General features: G+C 51.2%; 21 protein-coding genes. 6 read left to right on the plus strand and 15 right to left on the minus strand.

The features are described 5' to 3' along the window. Nucleotides 1–26: 26 nt before the first annotated feature. From FGT79_RS18720 to FGT79_RS18770, 11 genes are read right to left on the minus strand one after another with little or no spacing between them, the layout of a single operon-like run. Nucleotides 27–1,166, minus strand: a complete 1,140-nt coding sequence (locus tag FGT79_RS18720) for a phenylacetate--CoA ligase family protein (RefSeq protein WP_138754343.1) — start codon at nucleotides 1,164–1,166, stop codon at nucleotides 27–29. Continuing rightward, nucleotides 1,163–1,429, minus strand: coding sequence for an acyl carrier protein (locus FGT79_RS18725; RefSeq protein ID WP_212758598.1), 267 nt, complete (start codon nucleotides 1,427–1,429; stop codon nucleotides 1,163–1,165). Before FGT79_RS18725 ends, FGT79_RS18720 begins: the two co-directional genes overlap by 4 nt. Beyond that, nucleotides 1,380–2,987, minus strand: coding sequence for a class I adenylate-forming enzyme family protein (locus tag FGT79_RS18730; protein WP_138754344.1), 1,608 nt, complete (start codon nucleotides 2,985–2,987; stop codon nucleotides 1,380–1,382). The genes FGT79_RS18725 and FGT79_RS18730 overlap by 50 nt, the downstream gene beginning before the upstream one ends. Continuing rightward, entirely contained in the window at nucleotides 2,984–4,801 is a 1,818-nt protein-coding gene (locus FGT79_RS18735; RefSeq protein WP_171056319.1) for an ABC transporter ATP-binding protein, read from the minus strand. Before FGT79_RS18735 ends, FGT79_RS18730 begins: the two co-directional genes overlap by 4 nt. Further along, entirely contained in the window at nucleotides 4,788–6,158 is a 1,371-nt protein-coding gene (locus FGT79_RS18740; protein ID WP_171056320.1) for a glycosyltransferase family 4 protein, read from the minus strand. The genes FGT79_RS18735 and FGT79_RS18740 overlap by 14 nt, the downstream gene beginning before the upstream one ends. Continuing rightward, complete coding sequence (locus FGT79_RS18745; RefSeq protein ID WP_138754347.1) at nucleotides 6,142–7,101, minus strand: DUF6005 family protein; 960 nt, start codon at nucleotides 7,099–7,101, stop codon at nucleotides 6,142–6,144. The genes FGT79_RS18740 and FGT79_RS18745 overlap by 17 nt, the downstream gene beginning before the upstream one ends. Next, on the minus strand, nucleotides 7,098–7,385 hold the full coding sequence (locus FGT79_RS18750; RefSeq protein ID WP_138754348.1) for an acyl carrier protein: 288 nt from the start codon (nucleotides 7,383–7,385) through the stop codon (nucleotides 7,098–7,100). Before FGT79_RS18750 ends, FGT79_RS18745 begins: the two co-directional genes overlap by 4 nt. A gap of 54 nt (nucleotides 7,386–7,439) precedes the next feature. Continuing rightward, complete coding sequence (locus FGT79_RS18755; protein ID WP_138754349.1) at nucleotides 7,440–8,567, minus strand: DegT/DnrJ/EryC1/StrS family aminotransferase; 1,128 nt, start codon at nucleotides 8,565–8,567, stop codon at nucleotides 7,440–7,442. Between the two features lie 14 nt (nucleotides 8,568–8,581). Further along, nucleotides 8,582–9,640 carry a Gfo/Idh/MocA family protein gene (locus tag FGT79_RS18760; protein WP_138754350.1) on the minus strand — a complete coding sequence of 353 codons (1,059 nt, stop codon included), beginning with the start codon at nucleotides 9,638–9,640 and terminating at the stop codon, nucleotides 8,582–8,584. Further along, nucleotides 9,637–9,906: a phosphopantetheine-binding protein gene (locus FGT79_RS18765; RefSeq protein ID WP_138754351.1), complete on the minus strand. Its 270-nt coding sequence runs from the start codon at nucleotides 9,904–9,906 to the stop codon at nucleotides 9,637–9,639. The genes FGT79_RS18760 and FGT79_RS18765 overlap by 4 nt, the downstream gene beginning before the upstream one ends. Continuing rightward, nucleotides 9,906–11,261 (minus strand): AMP-binding protein, encoded by a 1,356-nt coding sequence (locus FGT79_RS18770; RefSeq protein ID WP_171056321.1) that lies wholly within the window; start codon nucleotides 11,259–11,261, stop codon nucleotides 9,906–9,908. The genes FGT79_RS18765 and FGT79_RS18770 overlap by 1 nt, the downstream gene beginning before the upstream one ends. A gap of 451 nt (nucleotides 11,262–11,712) precedes the next feature. Between FGT79_RS18770 and FGT79_RS18775 the strand changes: the two genes are divergently transcribed. The 5 genes from FGT79_RS18775 to FGT79_RS18795 all read left to right on the plus strand — a co-directional run bounded on the left by FGT79_RS18775 (nucleotide 11,713) and on the right by FGT79_RS18795 (nucleotide 16,676). Continuing rightward, complete coding sequence (locus FGT79_RS18775) at nucleotides 11,713–12,237, plus strand: DUF4358 domain-containing protein (protein WP_138754353.1); 525 nt, start codon at nucleotides 11,713–11,715, stop codon at nucleotides 12,235–12,237. Nucleotides 12,238–12,242: 5 nt separating this feature from the next. Continuing rightward, the gene (locus FGT79_RS18780; protein WP_138754354.1) at nucleotides 12,243–13,625 is read left to right on the plus strand and encodes an MBOAT family O-acyltransferase; all 1,383 of its coding nucleotides are present in this window, start codon (nucleotides 12,243–12,245) and stop codon (nucleotides 13,623–13,625) included. Nucleotides 13,626–13,658: 33 nt separating this feature from the next. After that, a complete protein-coding gene (locus tag FGT79_RS18785) occupies nucleotides 13,659–14,798 on the plus strand; it encodes a DHHW family protein (RefSeq protein WP_246096496.1) in 1,140 nt (379 codons plus the stop codon). 383 nt (nucleotides 14,799–15,181) lie between these two features. After that, nucleotides 15,182–15,688: an RNA polymerase sigma factor gene (locus tag FGT79_RS18790; RefSeq protein ID WP_138754356.1), complete on the plus strand. Its 507-nt coding sequence runs from the start codon at nucleotides 15,182–15,184 to the stop codon at nucleotides 15,686–15,688. After that, nucleotides 15,678–16,676: an anti sigma factor C-terminal domain-containing protein gene (locus tag FGT79_RS18795; RefSeq protein ID WP_138754357.1), complete on the plus strand. Its 999-nt coding sequence runs from the start codon at nucleotides 15,678–15,680 to the stop codon at nucleotides 16,674–16,676. The genes FGT79_RS18790 and FGT79_RS18795 overlap by 11 nt, the downstream gene beginning before the upstream one ends. A 173-nt stretch (nucleotides 16,677–16,849) precedes the next feature. On the opposite strand, the gene FGT79_RS18800 is transcribed toward FGT79_RS18795, so the two are convergent. The 4 genes from FGT79_RS18800 to FGT79_RS18815 all read right to left on the minus strand — a co-directional run bounded on the left by FGT79_RS18800 (nucleotide 16,850) and on the right by FGT79_RS18815 (nucleotide 20,575). After that, nucleotides 16,850–17,827, minus strand: a complete 978-nt coding sequence (locus FGT79_RS18800) for an ABC transporter substrate-binding protein (protein ID WP_138754358.1) — start codon at nucleotides 17,825–17,827, stop codon at nucleotides 16,850–16,852. A 152-nt stretch (nucleotides 17,828–17,979) separates the two neighbouring features. Continuing rightward, nucleotides 17,980–19,563, minus strand: coding sequence for an AraC family transcriptional regulator (locus tag FGT79_RS18805; protein WP_138754359.1), 1,584 nt, complete (start codon nucleotides 19,561–19,563; stop codon nucleotides 17,980–17,982). Between the two features lie 89 nt (nucleotides 19,564–19,652). Continuing rightward, nucleotides 19,653–19,958, minus strand: a complete 306-nt coding sequence (locus FGT79_RS18810; RefSeq protein ID WP_138754360.1) for a hypothetical protein — start codon at nucleotides 19,956–19,958, stop codon at nucleotides 19,653–19,655. 20 nt (nucleotides 19,959–19,978) lie between these two features. Beyond that, a complete protein-coding gene (locus FGT79_RS18815) occupies nucleotides 19,979–20,575 on the minus strand; it encodes a DUF6630 family protein (protein WP_138754361.1) in 597 nt (198 codons plus the stop codon). 204 nt (nucleotides 20,576–20,779) lie between these two features. Between FGT79_RS18815 and FGT79_RS18820 the strand changes: the two genes are divergently transcribed. After that, nucleotides 20,780–21,847 (plus strand): LLM class flavin-dependent oxidoreductase, encoded by a 1,068-nt coding sequence (locus FGT79_RS18820; RefSeq protein WP_171056322.1) that lies wholly within the window; start codon nucleotides 20,780–20,782, stop codon nucleotides 21,845–21,847. Nucleotides 21,848–21,903 lie beyond the last annotated feature (56 nt).

The raw sequence follows: 21,903 nt of genomic DNA on the forward strand, positions 1-21,903 counted from the left end.
TCGTTAATTTGAACGAGATTTCATAATCAGGACACATAGCTGACGAAGGGATGGCATTTCCCGCTGACTGGATCGGGCTGGATCACCTCTACATGCTCCACAGCGATTTGCAATTCTTCTGAAAGAAGCACCTTCTTAAGCAAATTCGCCAGCTTGTCCGCCGCTTCCCGAAGCTCCGCGTCGCTGCTTCGGCTTCCTGCAATACGAAGTCGGAATGCATAATGCGACTCCTGAACGAGCTGGAACTGCCTGACTCCAAGATCCGTCGCCAGCCACTTGTAGAACCCATCAAGATAACGCAGTACGGCGGTCTGAACTTCTCTGCCAGGAAGCTTGATGGAGGATTGTCGGAATGGCATCAGTGTGAGAATCGGCCCGCCGGAGCCTTCGTCACGTGCTACTCTCCCCATGTCCCCCGTCCTGTAGCGGAGGAAGGGCAAGCTGTTCATGACGAAGGAAGTAACAACTAGTTCCCCCGTCTCATCATCAGGAACGGGCTGCAGCGTAATCGGGTCCAGCACCTCCACGTATACGAGCGATTCGTCGATACGAAGCGAGCCGTCCACGCCTGCGAAGGCGATAAGCCAGATTTCCTCCATTCCGTAATAGTCCAGCATCGGCACGCCGAAGATGCGCTCGATCTCCCTGCGCTGTCCCGGCTGCGCATATTCACCCCAATTCTGCAAAGCGACGAGCGATTCAGGAATCGGTAAACCGTTCCTTTCCGCATGCATCGCAAGCTCGTACAGCCCCGAGCAGCGACCCTGAATCAAATGCGGCTTTTCCTGCATCATCCGGTTGCCGTACAGCGTCACCATCCTCTGATCCGCGAGCAAAGCGTTGCCCAGAAGCAGCATACGGCCGTTTGTCGGCACGCCGGCTCTCCTCCGGCTCCGCTGAATCGCGAGCCCCAGCGCCCGCTGCTCCTCCCGAGTCTTCACACAGAGGAACGGCGTGCCCGTGCTGCCCGAGGTGTGAGAAATGATCAGCGGCCCCTGAACAGGAAGCTCGAGCATCTCCCGATTGGCGTTGATCGTCGCCTTGTCCATGACGGGCAGATCCTGGAAGGTTGCGCCAGTGCCTTGAAACCGCCGATAAAACGGATATTGCTCGGCCGCCTTAGCTGCGGCTCGTTCCAGCCTCTCCAGCATCAGACTTGCGGTCATGATGCTGCCTTCTCGCGAACGAACGCGACAACGGATTCCACGGTGCTGAACACATGCGGCTGCAGGTCCTCAGCTTCTGTTTCGAAACCGAACCTCTGCTCCAGCAACGTAAGCAGCTCAAGCACATGCAGCGAATCCAAATAAAGATCATTCAGCAGCGAGTGCTCCATCTGGATATCTTCCGGCCGCCGACTCAGCAGCTGCGCCATAATATCAATGACTGTCAATTGCAGCGGAAATCTCTCTTCTTCCGTGATCATCATACCCCTCCTCTACTTTTGCTTGAATGGCTCTTCGGTCCAGCTTGCCCGTCTTCGTACGGGGCAGCACAGGGACGATCATCATGTCTCGAGGCCTTCCCGCAGCGGGAAGCCGTTCCCGGCAATGCTCGAGCAGTTCTGTCACGACTTGGACAGCATCATAGGCGGAGCACTGTTCTTCTAGGACAACAAATGCTACAGGACGTTTTCCCGTTGCCGCGTCCGGGATGCCCGCCGCGGCAGCCTCTGCTACAGCAGCATGCGAAAGCAGAATCTTCTCCAGCGTTTCTGGATGGAACAGATGGCCCGCCACATTGAAGGCGTAGTCCGATCGTCCGGTCACATATAAGCAGCCGTCCTCGTCCAGCCATCCTTCATCCTTTGTCCGCAATCCGAACGGCGTCAACGCCTCTGCCGTACGCTTCTCGTCGTTATAGTAGCCCAGCATCACGTTATCGCCCCTGACGACCACCTCTCCCGTCTCGCCCGGCGGACATGGCCGGCCGTCATGATAAATCGCGAGTTCAACACCAGGAACCGCCATCCCAGCCGAACCGGGCTTTGCCGCGAGCCAGCGTGAGGGCAAATACGTCACGCGCGGCGATGCCTCCGTCAACCCGTAGCATGGCATGATATCCGTGGCTGGCAGCCTATTCTGCATCAGAAGCAGCATATCTGGCGGCATCGCCGCACCGACGACAATCAGCTTCCGCAAGCATTGAAAATCCTCTGCCTGCCACTTGACGGACTTAGCAAGCGGCAGCATGACAGCAGGCACCGTACATAGAAACGTAGGCTGGAACTTTCGAATGGCGGAAATCAGCTGCAGCGGGTGGGCCATGCCTGGCGCGAGTGCGATGTTCATTCCCGCATGCAGCGCCAGCAGCCATTCGCCCGTTACCGTCGAGCAATAGCCCAGCGATTTCGTAATGAGCACGCTGTCGCTTTCGCCCAGGTCCAAACTCTGTTTAATGGAGCGGACGTTAGACCAAATATTGCAAAAGCTCAGCATGATGCCCTTAGGCGTACCTGTGGAGCCGGAGCTCATGAAGATGAAGGTCGTATCATGCGGCGGTACATACCGGCGCGTTCGTTCTGTCAACTTAAGCTCGCCTTCTTGCATCACGGGATTCCGGACCTCTCCCGTCTCGCCATCCATGAGCAGCGTTCCGTATTCCGCTTGCGAGACCCAGCACTCTGACAGCCGCGAATCCGAGAGCAATGATGAGCTGTAGAGGAAGAGCTCGGCCTCAAGCCCATCCAACATGGCTGGTATTTCTGAAACAGCGGAAGCAGCATGAAGCGGAACCGGTATGCCGTCCGCCAGTACGACGGCCATGATAGCTTGGAAACAAGCTGGAGAAGACGTCATCCAGATTGGCGCGATAAACCGCGTTCGAAGCTTCAGGCTTCGAATTCGCTCCGCCATAAGCAGCGCCTCTCGATATAGTTCGTCGAAGCCCATATAGCGGCGTACACCATCAATTTCGTAAAACATGCCGCGATCCGGTCTGGCGGTATCCTGCAGCCACTTCGCAAGCGAAATCGGAATTATGCTCATGCTGGCATCACCCCCTTGGACAATTCAAGCGGCAAATCCGTAGGCTCTGACCTGTCTTCGAGCTCCTCTGCTTCGGAGATCCGGCTTTGGCGGCTAAGCATCGCAAGGTAAGGCGCGCTTCCGCGCTTGAGCAGCTCGGCATGACTGCCCTTATCCGTCACTTCCCCCGCTTCCATTACATAGATCATATCTGCCTCTTCCACGGTTTGGAGCCTGTGCGTAGACATCAGCACCGTTTTCCCTTTCATCAACTCAGCCAAAGCCTGCAGCACCTGTCCCTCCGTCCCTCGATCAAGCGCCGAGGTTGGTTCGTCCAGAATTAGCACCTCCGGCCTTTGCAGGAATACTCTGGCGATGGCGACCCGCTGCCGCTGTCCACCTGACAATCCGTCGCCCCGATGACCTAATATCGTAGCCAGCCCGTCAGGCTGACTGTCGATCCAGAACCCTAAGTCCGCCTTGCAGGCAGCCTCATAGATCTCCGCATCCGTTGCATCCAGCCGTCCGATCGCGATATTATCGCGGATACTGCCCGCGAACAGAAAGCTCTCCTGGAACACCACTCCGATACGTTGATTGAGAAATTCCCTTGACCATGCGGTATGCGGCACGCCCCCCAAGCGAATTACGCCGTTCTCTACCGGCATGAATCCAAGGATCGTGCGAAACAATGTGCTTTTGCCCGAACCGCTTCGGCCGACGAACGCCGCCGTCTGCCCCTCCTTCAGCGCAAAGTCGACACCATCCAATATCGTCTGTTCTCCGCCTAGAACCGTAAGACCCTCAGCCTCGACAGCTGGCAGCCAAGGTTGCCCCTTCGAATCTGCCGTATTGCCTTCGCGAGGCATCGGCTCCTCCGGCGAGCAGAGAAATTCCTCGATTCGCTTCATGGCCACTTCTCCGCCTTGGAGCTCCCCCACGAAATGGTTCATAGCCTGCACGGGGGCAAGCGCATTGTTTAAATATTGAACCAAAGCGACGAGCATACCGATCGTCATCGTCCCGTCCAATACCCTGCCGGAGCCGAAGCCGTAGACCAATACGACGATGCCGCTTACCGCAAGCGATCCTGAATGAGCCGACAGCACTCGGTACAGCGTATCCTTTACGCTAGCTCCCACCAGATTGCGGTAGCGGGCTTCGTTTCGTTCCCGCTCCCACCGTTCCAGTCCGTGAACGCGTATCTCTCGCGATCCCTCAATGCTTTCGTACAGATAGGTGCCGATCTCCTCGTTGTGCGCCCTGACCGCCCCAGTATGGCGCATAATGAGCGAACGGAACAGCCGGGGAATCGCCAGCAGAATGGGGATAACCGCAAGCGCGGCGAGCGCAAGCTGCCAATCCAGGTAGAAAATGACCGCGAGCGCGAACAGCAGCGTGTACCACTGAGTGAGCAGTTCCTTGACCACATGGTTCAAAAAATTACCCATCGTCGCAGTGTCCATTCCCATTAGCGCCGAATATTTGCCCGCGCCATGCCGTTCAATCTCAGCCATCGGCAATCGGCGCAGATGTGCAAGGATGACCTCTCGCAGATCCAGCGTATGCCGGATACCCAAGTATCGGAACATAGCGGCTTGCACAGTACCAAGCAGCATCGAGCCGATCGCAAGTCCTCCCGAAGCGAGCAGCAGCGTAGTGAGCAGTTCCCTCTCGCCTCCCGTCAATACTCGGTCGATCAGCATTAAGAACAGGTACGGCTGTACAAGTTGACAGGTTAAGCTCAACAAGGCGCAAGCATATGCGGCCGCCGTGAGTGGCCAACGAATTCGCACATAAGGCGTCAGACGCATAAACAATCTAATGCTCTGCATAAGCACTTCTCCCCGCATAATGGCTTGCTATTGGTTTAACGAGCGGCATCCATTCCGTCAGCGGCGTATCAGACGGAGATGTTACAATTCGTAGCAGAGACTGTTCAAGAAATGGCAGCTGCCCCAAACACTCCAATCGATATCGTTTCCCCAGCTGCGTTAGGCTTTGTCCCATCGTCGCAACGACGTTCATCGGCTCCTCTTCGCTGATAGGCGATCCCGCAGCAAGCTCAACCTCTCGGACAATTGCCGGAAATATGTCCCGGTTATCGTACCTTCCCGCCGATGCCGCAGCCTGCCGGGACATACGCATCCGCAAGCCGTCGTCCATAAGCAGCGATAGGACTGCTTTCAATGCCTGATGCTCGTCTACGACAGGGTTTGGCCCATCCCATTCGCAGGGAACTAACAATCCATCCTCCCCGCCGTTCACCACATCTCTGAATCCGTTCCAGCCCACGCACACTGCCGGTACTCCCCACGCTTTCGCTTCCAGCAGGTTGTAGCCAAACGTCTCTCCGGGATCCGTCGAGAAGTTGACGAGCAGATCAGACTCCGAGAACAAAGCCTCCTTCTCTTCCCCTTCAACGGCGTTTGCGAACATGACGTGCTGTTCTAATTCAAGGGTCGCGACCAATGCTGTGATTAACGCTTCGTAGCTCTCGATTTGTGCCTTATCCCTACCGGTGTATACCCCTGCCACGGTCAAACTGGCATCCGGCAATACGCCCAGCAAAGCAGAGAACATACGCAGCAGCATCTCAATGTTTTTCACGTCTTCCAATCGTCCAATAGACAGCAGCTTGCGCCCATTCCTTCGTCCGAGTGCCTCCTCTATCTCACGCCAATCTCTTCGTTCTATAGCCAGCGGTATAACCTTCGCCAGCCGGTAACGTGGAGAGATTCGGCACAAAGCTTCCTTGCTGCTCGGCGTTGAGCATAACAGCACGTCCCGTTCGCTCAAGAACGGAGCGATGCCAAGCCATTGCCGCAGCCAATGCTCAGAGGCTACCGAATGCGCGATAAGCAAGAAGCCGAGGTCGATGCCGCCCGCTGCCCTGCCCATGAACAGATAGGGGGCAAGGACGGGAATATTAAGATATAAGGTCTTCACCTCATAGTGATTACACAGCTCCAATAGCCCGTCCGACATACGCTGCAGCGACTCCGGCCATTCTCGAACGAAACGTTCAACCGAGCCGCCAAAGAGCCGGTAAAAGGCGAGTGGAGGAATAGGGACAAGCTCGGCATGCTGAGCTATATAACGAACCCAGCTCGAGTCAATTGCCCGTTCGTTCACCATTCTCGCCGAGCCGGAGGAATAACCGATGCGTAGCTTCTTATACGGCCCGCTCATGCCCCGCCGCCTCCCATTGTTCGAATAGCCTCCACAATGCGCCCCGAATGTCGCGCTCCAGCTCAGCCAGCTTAGCGAGCTTCGCCCGCGCATCGGTCAGCTTGGCATGGTTGCCAAGCACCCCTAGTCTCACGATTACAAGCACAATATTTTCCCATTTGACAAGCAATTGATCCAGCATTTCTAGAACAGGTGCCCCATCCCCGCCTCCTGTGTCCGCGAAATAACGTGCCACTTCGCCTAGTCCCTTCCAGCGCTTCGCAATGACCCCTACTTGCCCGATGCTGGCGTACAGCTTCGCCGCCGTATAGTTCGGAGTACCGTTCTCAATGTGACGCAAATAGTCATCCACGCCCATGATCAAGGGACTTGTCTCCATATCCAAATGCATGCGGAACGCCTCTCCCGCAAGGATGGAACCTGGCTCCGAAGCTTTGTCCAGGCGAAGCGTAATGCCAGAGCTCAGGCCCTCGCAAGTAAAAGCTTCGTACAGCACCGAACGCGTAATCTCCCCTTCCCAATTGAAAAATGGGTCCACCACACGCAAGCTGCCTTCCTGACCAAGCTCCACGATGAGCATATGCGGCATATGCTTGAGACCGTAGCAAATCGCGGAATGCGGCATGTAATACAGATCAACGAGTGCAATAACAAATACCGAATCCCCCGTCTCTGACAACTCCGCCACCATTCGCGAGAACTTCTGTTCCTTCTCCCACTCTGGCTCCAGCCATCGAGTCAGGCACGTTCCATACAACTGCTCGAACCGCCGCAGATCGAGGTCGGGATCAATTTCTTCCGAATAATAAGAGAATCCGTCCTCACTCGCAATGAACGGAGCATTCCAGACGCCCATATAGATGGGACGGGGGTCCATATCCGTTCGGTTCCGCACAAGGTGCGCCAAACAATCCAATAAGCAATGAATCGGTGGACCGCTCATGCCGTATCCTCCTTTCGTTTGGCGCATATACTATCCGCCAGTCCTGCCAGCGTCCCGACAACCTCAGATCGCAGATCACCGTCGGATAGCGTCACTCCGTACCGCTGCTCCACGCGCAGGATCAGATTAATCATTACAAATGAATCAACGCCAGCAGGCTCAAGCAAGTCATTCTCACCAATTTGTAAGGCAAGCCCCGAATCCTCGATTAGCTCCGCGATGTCCTCCCGCAGGCCATTCATAATGCCCTTGCGTTCTTCTTCCTGTTCCATGCCTGCTATCACCGTTCACACTCCCCATGCTCGTATTCAGCTCCTCCTTCACATAGCAACGACCCTTTAGCTCCGATAAGCAGGCAAAGCAAGTGCCGCTTTAAGCCCTTCCGCCACCTCGGATACCGCTTCCTCATTCATGCCGATGTGCATGGGCAGGGACAGAATGCGTTCCGAACAGAATTCCGCGATCGGAAAGTCTCCCGTCTTGTAGCCAAGATGGCGGAAAGCCGGCAGAAGATGTACGGGCAGCGGATATTGCACCGCAGTCAAGATGCCTTTCTTCTGCAAATAACGTCGAGCGTTCTCCCTTGCCTCCGCAGGCAATCTCACCACATACAGATGAAACACATGGCTGTCATCGCCGCGGTGAGCAGGCAGTACGATTCCGTCGACCTCACTCAAATAGCGTTCGTATAGCCCCGCTATCCGTCTTCGATGCGACGACCACTCGTCCAGCCACTCCAGCTTAAGACTCAGCGCAAGCGCCTGCAAAGCATCCAGCCGACTATTGTAGCCTGGTATTTCATGCGTATACCGCGTCTCTCCGCCGTGATTGCGCAGCTTGCGAATAGTCGACAGCAGCGACTCATCCGAGGTGACGATAGCGCCTCCGTCGCCGAGTGCCCCTAAGTTTTTGTCTGGATAAAAGCTGAAGCAGCCCGCATCGCCCGTGCTGCCGGCAGGCATATCGCCCAGTCTCGCTCCCGCAGCCTGTGCGCTGTCCTCTACGACAGCGATCCCCCGTTCTCGCACAAGCGAGATCCATGGCGACATATCCACCATCTGACCGTATAGATGTACAGGAATAACGGCTTTCGTGCGCGGGGTCAGCTTCTCCATTAGACTCTCTGGGTCGATGAGATAGCTTCCCAAGTCGCAATCCACAAGCACTGGCGTCGCTCCCGTATGATGAATCGCTTCGGCGGTCGCGACGAACGTGTTGGCAGCTGTGACTACCTCATCGCCCGGCCCTATGCCGAGCGCCTTGAGCGCTAGGAACAGCGCATCAGTTCCGTTGCCAACGCCAGCCGCATGAGCCGTTCCTGAATATCGGGCGAATGCCCCTTCGAAGTCCGTGACCGGCTGTCCGCCGACGAAGACGCCTTTCGCAGCCAATTGTCTTGCTGCGGCAAACCATGCTTCCTTAATTTGTTCAAATTCCAACTGCGGTCCCGCGAACAATATTCCCATACCTTTCCCCCTCGTTAGACTGCTCCCTGTGACAGTGAGTTTTCCCCTGTTGTCAAGCGATGCCCTGACTCTCCCTGTGCGGCAGACGCTCTTATCTCGTCCATAACGATCATGCCTTCGATGGCCTCCTCCAACGTAACCGCCAGTTCTCCCTCACCGAACAGCTTGGCAGCGAACGAGCCATAAATATGACGTACCGCATCCATATCTCCCCGATAGCTCTTCTTGCCGGAATAAGAGGAGAGAACTGGGTTTGGTAGCCCGTTCTTCAGTTGCAGGGATGCTTCGCCCTGACCTGTGATCTGAAGGGTTCCGAACTCCCCGCCGACAATCCACTGCGGGTCGGCTGCGTGGGAGCCGAAGTGGATGCCCAGCATAAGCAGAATGCCGTTATCCAGCTCAAGATGGGCCATCACGCAATCCTCAGCGTCACCTTTTCCTAGGCGTAAACGATGGATCATCGCGCTCACGCTTGTTCGCCTGCCAAGCTTGAGATGAAGCAGCTGGTCTATCAGGTGTACGCCCCAGTCCAGCAGCGCCCCCCCGCCATAGGCGCTCTCGTCACGCCAAGAAGGTCGGAATGACTGTACGCCAAACGAGGCACCCGAGCCGAATTGATGATGGCGTCGTTCAACGAATTGAATCCGGCCCAGCACGCCGCTCTGCAGCACCTCCTCCAGAATCGCCATGCCGGGATCGAATCGTTTGTTATGAAACACCGTGACAATCCCGCCATGCTTATAGGACAGCTCCCTCAGCAGCATCGCTTCTTCCCCGTTGACAGTCACGGGCTTCTCAATGAGCACATGCTTGCCGCGGCGCAGCACCTCTGAAGCGATCGCGTAGTGGCTGTGCGGAGGCGTCGCAATCAATACCGCTTCCGCCTCTCCGTCCAGAAGCTCATCGAGCCGCTCCCAAGCCGTCAAGCCTCTGCGCTCCGCCAGCTGTCGTCTTTGCGGTATCAGGTCGAATACACCGCAGATGTGATATTCCTGCATCTTCCTCAGTAGCGGCAGATGGGTTAACTCGACGATACGACCAAATCCTGCGATCCCCAGGTTCACCTGCTTCATCGAAGGGCGGCTCCTGATTTCTGTAAGGCAACAACAAAATCCGTCAAGCTGCCAACTGTGGCGAACACGCTAGGATCAACGTCCTCTTCAGGAAAAGCCACTTCAAAATACTCTTCAATATATACGGCAAGCTGAAGAATCATAATGGAGTCCAGGTTCAAATCCTCGTTCAGTCTATCTGTTTCGTTTAGCTCATCAGGTGCTGCAACATCCAGCTCCTCCGCGATAATCTTGCGCAGCCCTTCAACAATGCGATTGCGTTCCATTATTGTTCCTCCTCCCATTTACGAAGCCATCTTCTGCTTATTTTTCCCGACGTCTTGCGCGGGATTTCATCCACTAGCCTTACTGCGCTCGGTACTTTGTAGCCGGGCAACAGCTTCGAACACTCTGCTCGAACCGCTTCCGCGCCGATCTTTCCGTCGGCCACAATCATCGCCTTGACTGTCTCTCCCCACACGGAGTGAGCAGCCCCATACACGACCACCTCCCTCACGCCATCAAGTCCGGCAATCGCACGTTCCACCTCGCTAGGCATAACCTTCTGACCCGATACATTAATCAGATCGTCCAGCCTGCTCAGCACCCGAAGTTCACCTCCAGCCGTTACGACCCCTATATCCCCCGTCCTCACAACCTTCATGCCGTTTCTTACCACGAGTTCTCCTCCGGTGCCTTCGGATGAGACCGTGCCTTCGCTATGCTCCTCCGACAGTCTCTCCTCTCTGACATGCAGATGGGCCAGCGGCCGCCCCACCTCGTCGGGGCGCTCCGGACCTGCCTTTAGTGAGATGCAGCCGATTTCAGAGCAGCCATACTGCTGCCAAACCTCACCCGACGTCGCCCTCAGCTTCTCCAGCATTCTTTCGGTTAAGGGAGCACCAGAGCTGATCGCCTTGCGGTAACGAACCTCACCTTTGCTAAGCGAATCCATGAGTCCATATAAGAAAGGAACGGCGTAGACGATACTGTCTGGGTTATCACGGATATGGCGCAATGCAGCCTTCGGATTCCGGGTATGAACGACATGCGGGATATCCTCTCTCGCCCATGCGGCCAACACGCCCGTAATAAGGCCATATGAGTGGGACACCGGCACAAGCACAAGCGGGGGTTCCCCGCCTGCGGCCGCAAGTGAGCTATTGTAGCTTAGCGCCTCCCACGCGATATCGGACCAAGACCGGCTGATTAGCTTCGGATCGCCGGTCGTACCTGAGCTGAACTGCAGCAGCGATGGCTCAAATTGAGGCTCCCTTCCTTCCGCAGCTCTAATGAGCGTTGAGCGGATTTTCTCGGGTTCTGGTACCTTGTCCTCATGTTCCGGCATTCGTAGAGAAAGCGCTTGCAGAGGCGCGTCTAGAAGCAACGCCCTGCAGCCTGCACTCGTCGCCATTGCCGCTGCTTCATCGGTCGGCGTGTCTCCGTGAAGCAGCAGCGCCGAGGCATGATGCTCACGGAAATAGACCACCGCGGCCAAGATGTCTACCGGATCGCGCAGCTTTATCGCGTAGCGATGTCCTTCGGGCGAGCGGCACGGCCCCAGTTCACTGATCACCCGCATCCGCGATACGAACTGTACTTTGCTCCAGGTATTCCCGTCTACTTTCAGCATAGGATCCATAGCGCAACAACTCCTTTTTCTTACGATTCTAGGGTTGTCCACCGCCTTATACAATATATAATTCTTCAGAATGTGCGCCATTTTTCAGGATTGGCGAAGCTCCCGAGACGCATCTGACACCTATCGACGGGACTCCCTATTATTCGACCAAATACTCGCCTATGCTTTGCTCTGCCAAGCATGGATGCCAGCCCCACCTAGACTCATTCATGTACAAAATTCGCCTTCGCAGAATGCACGGCCTCGCATCTCCACGTTCAGTGAGCGCCTACAACTTATGAAGATCAAGTAAATATCGCATCATCCTTCAAAGACATCACTGGTCTCAACTACAGCATGCATGCTTTTCGTCAATTTTTACCATAATAACGCGAACAGCAACATTAACGATTTTAGTTTCGTTATTATTTTTTGAAAAACAAAATAAACGACACCAAGGAGATTGAATAGGATGAAAAAAAATTATTTTGCTTTTATGCTCGTTATAGCGCTTGGATTGGTGCTGACTGCATGCTCGGATGCCGGCTCAAATAATAACGCAGGCGGAAACACCTCCGCAAACAAAGAACAAAGCGTCGTTACGACGAAAACAACCAAAGAAATCGTTGACGGAATGCTTGCTGCTATCGAACAGCCAGCGCTAATCGATATGAACGGCGATATGGTGAAGCAAATGTTCTATATTGACCCTGCTCTGATGGAAGAATATACGATCATGTCCCCCATGATGAATGTCAAAACCAATGAAATTGCCTTGTTCAAAGTAAAGGATGCCAAGGATATCGCAGCCATTGAAGAAGGTGCGAAAAAACGCGCCGCGGACGTGCAAAAAACGTTCGAAACCTATCTTCAGGATCAATATGAAAATGCCAAAAACTATAAGCTCGTAACGAAAGGCAACTACGTATTATTCGTTATTTCCGAGGAAGCAGATAAATTCCTTGCTGCCTTCGATACGTATTTCGAGCAAAAATAACGAGTATGGTATTCAGCAGCCTACTATTTCTCTTTCTGTTCCTGCCTGCCGTGCTGCTGCTCTATTTCGTGTCACCGTGGCGAATCAAAAACCTTGTTTTGTTCGCGACAAGCCTCGTCTTCTACGCATGGGGAGAACCCATATACATTGCAATCATGCTGCTCTCTACGATTGCGGACTACAGCTTCGGACTGCTGCTCAGCAATCCGAAGCGCAGCAGCACGCAGCGGAAAGGGATCGTTGTCGCCTCGATCATCATCAATTTAACTCTGCTGGGGTACTTCAAATACGCCGACTTCCTCATTCAGAATGTCAACAGCTTATTCGGCATGCAAATCCCTTTAACGGAGCTGGCGCTGCCAATCGGTATTTCCTTCTATACCTTCCAATCGATGTCCTACATTATTGACGTCTATAGGGGAACGGCCAAAGCGCAGCGCAATTGGCTCGACTTCGGTACATTCGTTGCTTTGTTTCCACAGCTTGTCGCGGGACCCATCGTACAGTATTCGACGATTGCCGAACAGCTTCGCCATCGTGTCGTCAACGTCGAGCTGTTCGCGGAAGGCGTACGACGCTTTATTATCGGATTAGCTAAAAAAGTGCTTTTAGCCAACAATATTGGTTTATTATGGAATACCGTTTCAAGCACGGGTACAGAATCACTTCCCGTCCTTACCGCTTGGATTGGTATTATCGCCTTTGCATTTCAGATCTATTTCGATTTCAGCGGGTATTCGGATATGGCAATCGGCCTTGGTATGATGTTCGGCTTCCGTTTCAATGAAAACTTCAACCGCCCTTATACGGCGCAAAGCATTACTGACTTTTGGAGACGCTGGCATATATCGCTTAGCACCTGGTTCAGGGACTATCTGTACATTCCATTAGGCGGGAACCGCAACGGGCCTTGGAAGCAGCTTCGCAACATTATGATCGTATGGCTGCTGACCGGTATCTGGCATGGAGCAAGCTGGAACTTCCTGCTTTGGGGCTTGTATTTCGGGGTCGTTCTCGTCTTCGAGAAATGGTTCGTATTAAAGCTTATGCAGAGAATGCCTGCTTGGATTCGGCATGTCTACGCGCTGCTTCTCATTCTAATCGGCTGGGTGTTTTTCGCATTTGAAGATTTATCAATAATGGGCGCGTATCTGGCTGCCATGTTCGGCGTGAATCATCAGCCTTTATGGAACAATGAATCGCTGTATCTGTTATATACAAATGCAATTCTGCTCGTCTTATTAGTCATTGCGTCTTTGCCAAAGCGCCAACATGAAACCGGCTTTGGCCCGGCCATCCAGCTTGGCTGGCATGCCTTGCTTTTCTTTATGTCCGTAGCTTATTTAGTCGATGCTACCTTTAATCCATTCTTATATTTCCGATTTTAACGAACAAGGAAGGAGGCCTCTGCATTGAGCAAGATGACGGATCGCATATATGTATGGGGCTTCGTCGGCCTTTTGTTCACCATGTCAGTATTGTTTTTTCTATTGCCAATTCAACCGTTCTCGAATGTAGAAAACCGCACGCTGCAGAAGGCACCTCAGCTGACCTGGGACAGCCTGTGGTCCAAAACATTTTCAGACGAGTCAGAAAGCTTCGTTACCGATCATTTTCCATTCCGCAACCAGTGGGTGTGGACGAAGTCTATGCTTGAACAGCTGCGGCTTCAACAGGAGAACAACGGTATCTACAAAGGGGCAGACGGTTATTTATTCGAGAAGCTGAGCGTACCTGTTTATGAAGATATAAAGGCGTACACCGCTGCGGTGCAGCTATATGCACAGAAGCACCCCAACACGAATATTACGTTCATGCTTGCCCCTACTTCAATCGGATTGTATCCGGAGCGGTTGCCATGGCTCGCTCAGGCTTACCCGCAGAATGAGGTGAATGGCTTTATCGGCAAGCAGGTGCAAGACAGCCTGAACTTTATAGACGGCTTTGACTTTCTCGGCAGCGCAGCGAGCGCAGATCGACCTATTTATTATAAAACAGACCACCACTGGACTACGTATGGCGCCTACCTTGCCTATTTCGCATATGCCCAGCAAATGGGCTGGACGCCGGTTGCTGAGAAGGACTTTACCATTGAAACGATTACCCACTCGTTTCTTGGCAGCTATCATACGCGCAGTCAGTTCATTGGCTTAGAACCGGATTCCATTGAAGTCTATAAGGACAAAAACGGCATCCAAACCAATATGTATATTGCCGATACGGACCAAACGGTAGGCAGCATGTACGATCCGAGCTATTTGGCGAAAAAAGATAAGTATTCGTACTTCCTAGGCGGCGTCCATGCACTTCTAACTTTACACAGCACGCTTCCCGCTGAGCGGGTTGAGCTGAATAAGATACTCGTCATCAAAGATTCTTACGCCCATAGTTTCCTCCCCTTTCTAACCCAGCATGTACAGGATATACATGTCATTGACATTCGCTACTATAATGGCAGCATTAGCGATTATATGGCGGAGAACGGCATCGAAGATGTACTCATGCTTTTCAATACGACAACGTTTATTGGCGAGCGCAATTTGCTCAAGCTGAACTATTAAAGCAGCAGCGCAAGCGGAAGAATGGTTTTGTTCGCCTAGCGATAACAGTATGCCTATGTTTCGATCAACCGATATGGCCTAGCAAGAATTTGCTCGATGAATTGCCGGAGGACACAGCTCATCGGGCAATTCATCGAAACCGAAAAAGCGCTGATCCTGCACCTCTTCTTCTTCCGTTCTCAGCCCCCGTGAATGCTGTACACACATAAGCCGAAACCACATTATGAACTTCATCCCCGCGCGGATACTAATAATAGAATCCTGAACCTACCACTTTTAAGAGATCCATCATATAACCCATGGCTTCATTTTCTTTCCTAGTAATTTGCTTGCACTGTAAACTTTCTTTAAGGTAACACGTTGTATGAGGTAAGGAGGCAGTTATGGCAAAACAAACGATGAATGATTTTCTTCGAGAGACAGGAACTCTTCTATATCGATATTTGCGCAAGCGTGGACTTTCCCACGAGGATGCTGAAGATATTGCACAGGATACCTGTTACAAATTTTTGTTGCATAAAGACGGCATACGCGCAGAGATCGTCATGAGTTGGTTATTCCGAGTAGCAGCGAATCAATTCTATGATGTCAAAAGAAAAGAGAAACGGCAGTCAGCAATCCCTGTCGACGACGTTCCTCTACTATCCTTGACTAATCTTCCAGAGAGCAACCTTATGCACGCAGAAGGTGCCAGACATGTCAGAGAGGTGCTTGAGACTCTTTCACCCTTGCATCAGGAATTGTTAATTCTGAAATATGAAATGGGCTTATCCTACAAGCAGATTTCATCCCTATTAAACAAAAATGAGAACACGCTTAAAACCCATGTGGGACGGGCTAAAGAAATGTTTATAAAAAACTTTAAGGAGGATCATTACGATGGTCAGTGATTTGAATCATTTTTCGTTCGATGAGAAAGAGACCAAAAAACTAATTAGGAAAGCAAAGGTATGGTCTACCCTGCGTACCATAGGCATTGTCATTATCATAACGCCGATCACGCTCCTATTACTGTGGTATGGGTTTCGGCAATGGTCGCATGCGGAAGCTCAAAAGACGATGAACGAAATTATCGCTTTTAATGAAATTAGTGGCCCGAACACGCATATCAGCAATCAAACCTACCAAGCCAATTGGTTCGGGGGCGAAATCGAAACCAAAACCTATAAGGTCATCGGAAATAAGCCCTACATATGGGAGCCGGTTGAACGGAAATATAACCTGCTTGGTTCTTCCTCTAGGGAATACGGCTCGTTCGGTCCGATTGCAATGGAGAAATCCGAATCATTAGCCGAATCCAGCCAATTGTATCGTTATAATGCGTACACCGGCGATAGAGAACTGTTTTTTTATCACCCGAAAATCACTTATGATCGCTATAGAGATAGCATCAGCGAGCTGGATAAGCTGAAAAAAACAAATGTCGTTGAGCTTGGATTATCCTTCGATCAGCCCTACACGCTTCAAGAAATCGAGGACAGACTCCCGCCTGGGATACATCCTGTATGGTGGTGGGTCGATGCCTACAAGGATGACCGAATCACGTATATGAGCCAAGGTCAGCAGACAGTAAACGCTGAATCTGTATTCGTATATGGCTTTCATGCTGAGCAATTCGAGCCTTTTGGCGGAGTCGATTCTTTTATTGCAAATATCGAGCAATTGCGAAAACAGAGCAAGAGCTTCAAATGGAGCGCAGAGCAAGCTTACGAATCGCTAGTAGGAGACAACGGCAAACTCGAGGAGCAGGATATCAAAATCATTGGTGCGATTGTTACCGGTACAGCCGAGCAGCTAGGCACGCTGAGGAATCAGCCTTATATTAGGGCATCTACATTCGGAGTCATTACCGAAACGATTGATTCCTTCGACGAATAAGCTATACATGAATAGGCTTCACGATCTGTTCCTTTCAATATCCAACTTCCATTTCGATAATATTAATTATTAGAGTTAGTATGCAGCATAGTGAACAAAAACAAGCTGTCGAGACTTGCTCGACAGCCTGTACACATCATAATGCCACAAAAATCAGGTAATACATTCAATCCCTATTTGCTCAATGCCGCAACGACATCTTCAATTTTTTTGCCATCGGCAATGGGACCGCTTTTCATCCACGTTTCAAAATTAACCTCATGCACCTGCCCTTTTTTAACTGCAGGGAGGCTCTTCCATAATTCGCTTTCAATCAGCTGTTTAGACTGCTCCTCCGCGCCAGTATCCACTGTAAGAAATATATGATCGGCATCAAGCTGCGGAATAAGCTCCATCGATAAGCCAACGACCTTCTCATTTTTGTCTAGGACCAGCTCCTGAACAAGCTTAGCAGGCTTTAGTTGAAGCTCATTGTACAGTACCGGTCCAGCATAGCCTGGTCCCCCATACAATCGAAGCTCTTTTGCATGCACACGTAAAATTGCAACCGTTTCATCGCCAACTGCAGCCTTTAGCTCCGCTGCCGCATCTGCCGCCTTTTGATCGTAGGAAGCAATCACTTCACTCGCTTTATCGGCTTTGCCCAGCAAATCGCCAAGTGTCCGAATCGTTGACCTCCAATCTGCCCGAGCGTCCTTGAACGCGTACATTGGCGCTACCTTAGAGAGCTGTTCATATTGTTTTTCTTCATAAACATTCGTTAATATAAGATCAGGCTCCGCTTTCACAAAAGCCTCAACGTCTCCTTGCACATCAATATCTTCTACCGTCAAACCTAGATAGTCCTGCCCGCTCCACGCACCGATCCGAGATTTGCGAATAGGTGTTAAACCTAGTGACACTAACTCGTCCTCCAAGTAAATACCAATGATATGACTTGTATCTGCTGGAATAGTAACTTCGTTACCCATTTCATCGGTTACAACTCGCTCTTGCTCGGCTGGCGTCTCCGCTCCAGAGGTAACCTCTTCTTTCTCCGTATTTACATTCTCTGAGACATTATTCACTGGGGCATTGTTAGCAGCACCGCAGCCCGAGAGAAGCATGAGCAATACAAGAGAAGCTCCTATCCATGGTGTTCCTTTAAACATTTCTTTAACCACTCCTTGAATATAATGATAATCATTATCAATATATTCTATTTTCAACGCCTTACCAAGGACAAATAGGCAAATATACTAGGACATTTGTGTCATAATGGACGCGAGTTGATGGATCGTATCGTACGCTGCTCACAAATGTTTTAGCCCAGCAACTGCAATGCCTCTGTGATTTTCAGCTTATCCATCTCGAGTCCGCTGCTCATCCATGTATAATAATCGGCCTGATGCACCTGCCCGTTTCGAACGGCTGCTAGCTTCGACCATATCTCACCGCGCATGATGCTTGCTGCCTGTTGCTCCATACCAGGGTCAATAACGATCAGCAAAAACTCCGTATCCAGCTCAGCAAGCTGTGATAGCTCAATCTCTGCCCACCAGCTTCTCCATGCCAATTTTTGTACAAGTGAAGGCGCTTGTAATCCAAGGTCGCCATATAAAATCGGACCAACAAAACCTTGTGACGGACCACCATACAACCGTAATTGTTGGGAGTTAAATCGCAATAAAGCGACCGTCCGACGTCCGACCTGTCTGCTTAATTGTTCACGGGCAAGCTCGGTTTGCCGTTCATATTCGGTCAGAATAGCTGCTGCCTGGTCTAGTTTGCCGAGTATTCTTGCTATTTCCAACAAATCCTCCCTCCGGCTTCTCCTCCAGGTAACAGCCAACACTGGAGCCATCCGATTCATCAACGTTTCTTGATACGGATCAATATAGTCGCTGCACAATATATATTCAGGCTTCACCGCTGCAAGGAGGCTAGCTTCCCTCTCCCCAAAGCCTGCTTCTAAATGTCCCAGATGAACCGAGTCCGTCAATCTCATATAGAGCGGATGAGCTGGCTCTATCATATAGGCAATTGGCAGCACACCTAGTGCCAACATCGCGTCAATAAAAGGTGGATAGAGGCAAGCTATTCGTGTTCTCTCTTGCTTTTGGTATATCGTTGGCGAGATTCCAAGTGTCTGCCTGAATATCCGACTGAAATAATAAGGCTCTCCAAAACCTGTATGCTCGGCTATATCGCCAATTTTATCCGATGACAGGATGAGTGCTTTGCGCGCTTGGTTAAGTCTGATACCTGTCCAATATTCTTGGGGTGTTTTGCCCATTGCCTTCTTAAAAGCACGCGAATAATAGGGTGCACTCATACCTGCCATCCCAGCCAGCATATCACGCGACAACGGCTCGTGATAATGCTGCTCCATATAGCGTGCTGTTACTAGTAAAGCTTCCCGCTGACTGATGTTTGGCTTACGCTCCACATCTTTGATCAGCAAATACAGCAGCTCATGAAAATCCATTTGCAGCCGGAATTTCTCAAGTTCTCCGCTATCCAGCCTGCGTCCATATAGCGTTTTAATACGTTCGATTACCTGCACAGCAGCAAGCTTGGACAGCTCTGCCAGCCACATCGTTTCTAGATCGCGAGCAGCTGCTGGCAGCTTGAAAGATAGTGCATATACGCTAGTGGTTTCTCCATTCGCCGGCATGAGCCATACGCTCGTATTCGGCATAATCATACATACGCTTCCGGCTTGTACGGATTGTCTGGCGCCGTTGTTTTCCAATAGGCCCTCACCACTTGTCCAGAACAGAAGTGTTCCATCCTCGTCATGCTGTATGCCAACCAGTTGCTCGCCTTCTATGCGATAATAATCAATCTTTTCGATTTGCGCACTGGTATGGGCTAATGCAATGGGAAGCCTCGTTATAGGATTCATGCTGATCACCTGCTTGTTAAATATGGATCAAACAACAAAATGTTTCCTTACATTAAATTTTAAATCACCGAGTGATTGACTAACTGCCATTATTCTTCAGTTGAATCGCGCCAACCGTTAGCTTTAAGTTTCGCGATATACGTTTCTATATTTATATTCTCCAACTCTACGACTAGTGGTGACAAGGAAACCCAGCATTCATCTGAAGCATAATTTATCGTTGTTTTGACCACTTCATAGCCGTTGTGATAATCCGGGTGAAAGCCTGGATCATCAATGATATCCCCTTGCATAGGACGGATCGTAGATTCAAAAGTTTTCACGAGTGACGCTTGAACAAGCGTTTCATATTGTTTGGTAACGGATGAGACAAAAATCAATAAGTGAATTTTCATAGAAGCCTCCTTCTGCCCATTCAACTGTCAAAATGATCAATGATCCGGTACCCCGCAGCATGCGCCAATTGCTTCAATTCGCCCATCATCACAGCTTCTACCGCAATCAACACATAGCTGTCACTCTCGATATCCAAGCATGCCAGCGCAATATCGTACGCTAAAAGCTTATTTTTCATTAATTCCAGCATTACGTCTGTTGGCTGTTGATCTTCGTACTCAAACTCTGACCAATCCTTATCCGCTGGGAGCAGCTGTTTTCTTGCGATTAATCTACGAATCACATAAAGAATCGTGCTGCCTTCTGACTTCCAATCCATTTCATCAGCTAGTCTTTCTTCCATTAAGGCATCTACCAGTGCAATCCAAGGCAGCTCTTCAAGCGGCCCCGTTATTCCTCGATCGTCCAACCTATCCTGCCATTTCTCGCAATATTCATCAGGAGCAAGATAGGCATCGCTAACCTCTTGCACGATATCTTCATTGCCTATAGACAGCTTTCTGCTAAGCTCAAGCAGCGCAGCGAACCTTTCTTCCTCCATGCCTTGCTCTAGATCAGTATCTGACAAAAGCATCGCATCCACTTTCTTTTTTCGAAAAAAATCGAATAAGCCCATGCTGCACATCCTCTAATTCAGATTAATAGACCTTCACTTTCTCTGCTTGCTATATCATTTGTTGATGCTATCGTCAGGGTACCTCTCAATTGTATTACAAGACGAATAAGAAAAACCACTCCAGCGGCTTGGCAGTCAGCTTACAAAAGTTGAGAAACCATAAAAAAATGAGTAAAATAGAATTATTGAAAGGGGAGTTTTGAAATGAGCGATTTGGCAAACAACATGGAAATAGGAATCAGTACGTTTTTGGAGACAACACCTCATCCGGTGACAGGAGAAGTCATCAGCCATGCCGAGCGTCTGCGCAATGCAGTTGAAGAAATCGTGCTGGCCGATCAGGTCGGCCTTGATGTATATGGAATCGGCGAACATCATCGGGCTGACTACGCTGGCACCGCGCCTGCTGTCGTACTTGCAGCCGCCGCAACAATGACGAAGCACATTCGGCTGACAAGCGCGGTAACCGTCCTTTCCTCCGACGATCCCGTTCGTGTGTATCAAGCCTTCTCCACATTAGACGGTCTCTCGAATGGACGCGCAGAAATAATGGCAGGCCGTGGTTCATTCATCGAATCTTTCCCATTGTTTGGATACAGCCTTGATGATTATGAAGAGCTATTCGAAGAAAATCTAGAGCTGCTGCTGGCTATCCGTGAATCCGAGAAGGTAACATGGCGCGGCGGCCATCGCCCTGCGATCAACAATCTAGCTGTGTACCCACGGTCCGTTCAAAGCAAGCTTCCGGTCTGGATTGCAAGCGGCGGCAACCCTGAGTCTGCTGTTCGTGCCGGTACGCTTGGCCTTCCTATCGCTTTTGCCATTATCGGCGGCATGCCTGAGAGCTTTGCACCGCTTGTTGCTCTCTACAAAGAAGCAGCAGCAAAAGCAGGACATGACCCAAGCAAGCTGTCCATCGCAACGCATTCCCATGGGTTTGTCGCAGACACAACTGAGCAAGCAGCCGACTCGTTTTTCCTGCCAACGCAAGCACAGATGAATGTCATCGGTCGTGAGCGCGGCTGGCGCCAGTATTATGATCGCAACGCTTATGATGCGGCTCGCAGTCTGCGCGGTGCGCTTTATGTAGGCGATCCGGAATATGTAGCAGAGAAGATCTTGCTGCTCCGCAAGAACCTAGGCGTAAGTCGCTTCTTCCTGCATATCAACGTTGGCACGATGCCTCACAAAGAGGTGCTTCACGCGATTGAACTGCTAGGTACGAAGGTAGCGCCGATTGTACGCAAAGAGCTTGCAAAAAACCAATCATAAACCTTATAAATAAAGCGTGAGCCTTGGAACAGATAAGTAATCCGAGGCTCACGCTT

The sequence above is a fragment of the Paenibacillus sinopodophylli genome, assembly GCF_005930355.1.
Classification (GTDB): Bacteria; Bacillota; Bacilli; order Paenibacillales; family Paenibacillaceae; genus Pristimantibacillus; species Pristimantibacillus sinopodophylli.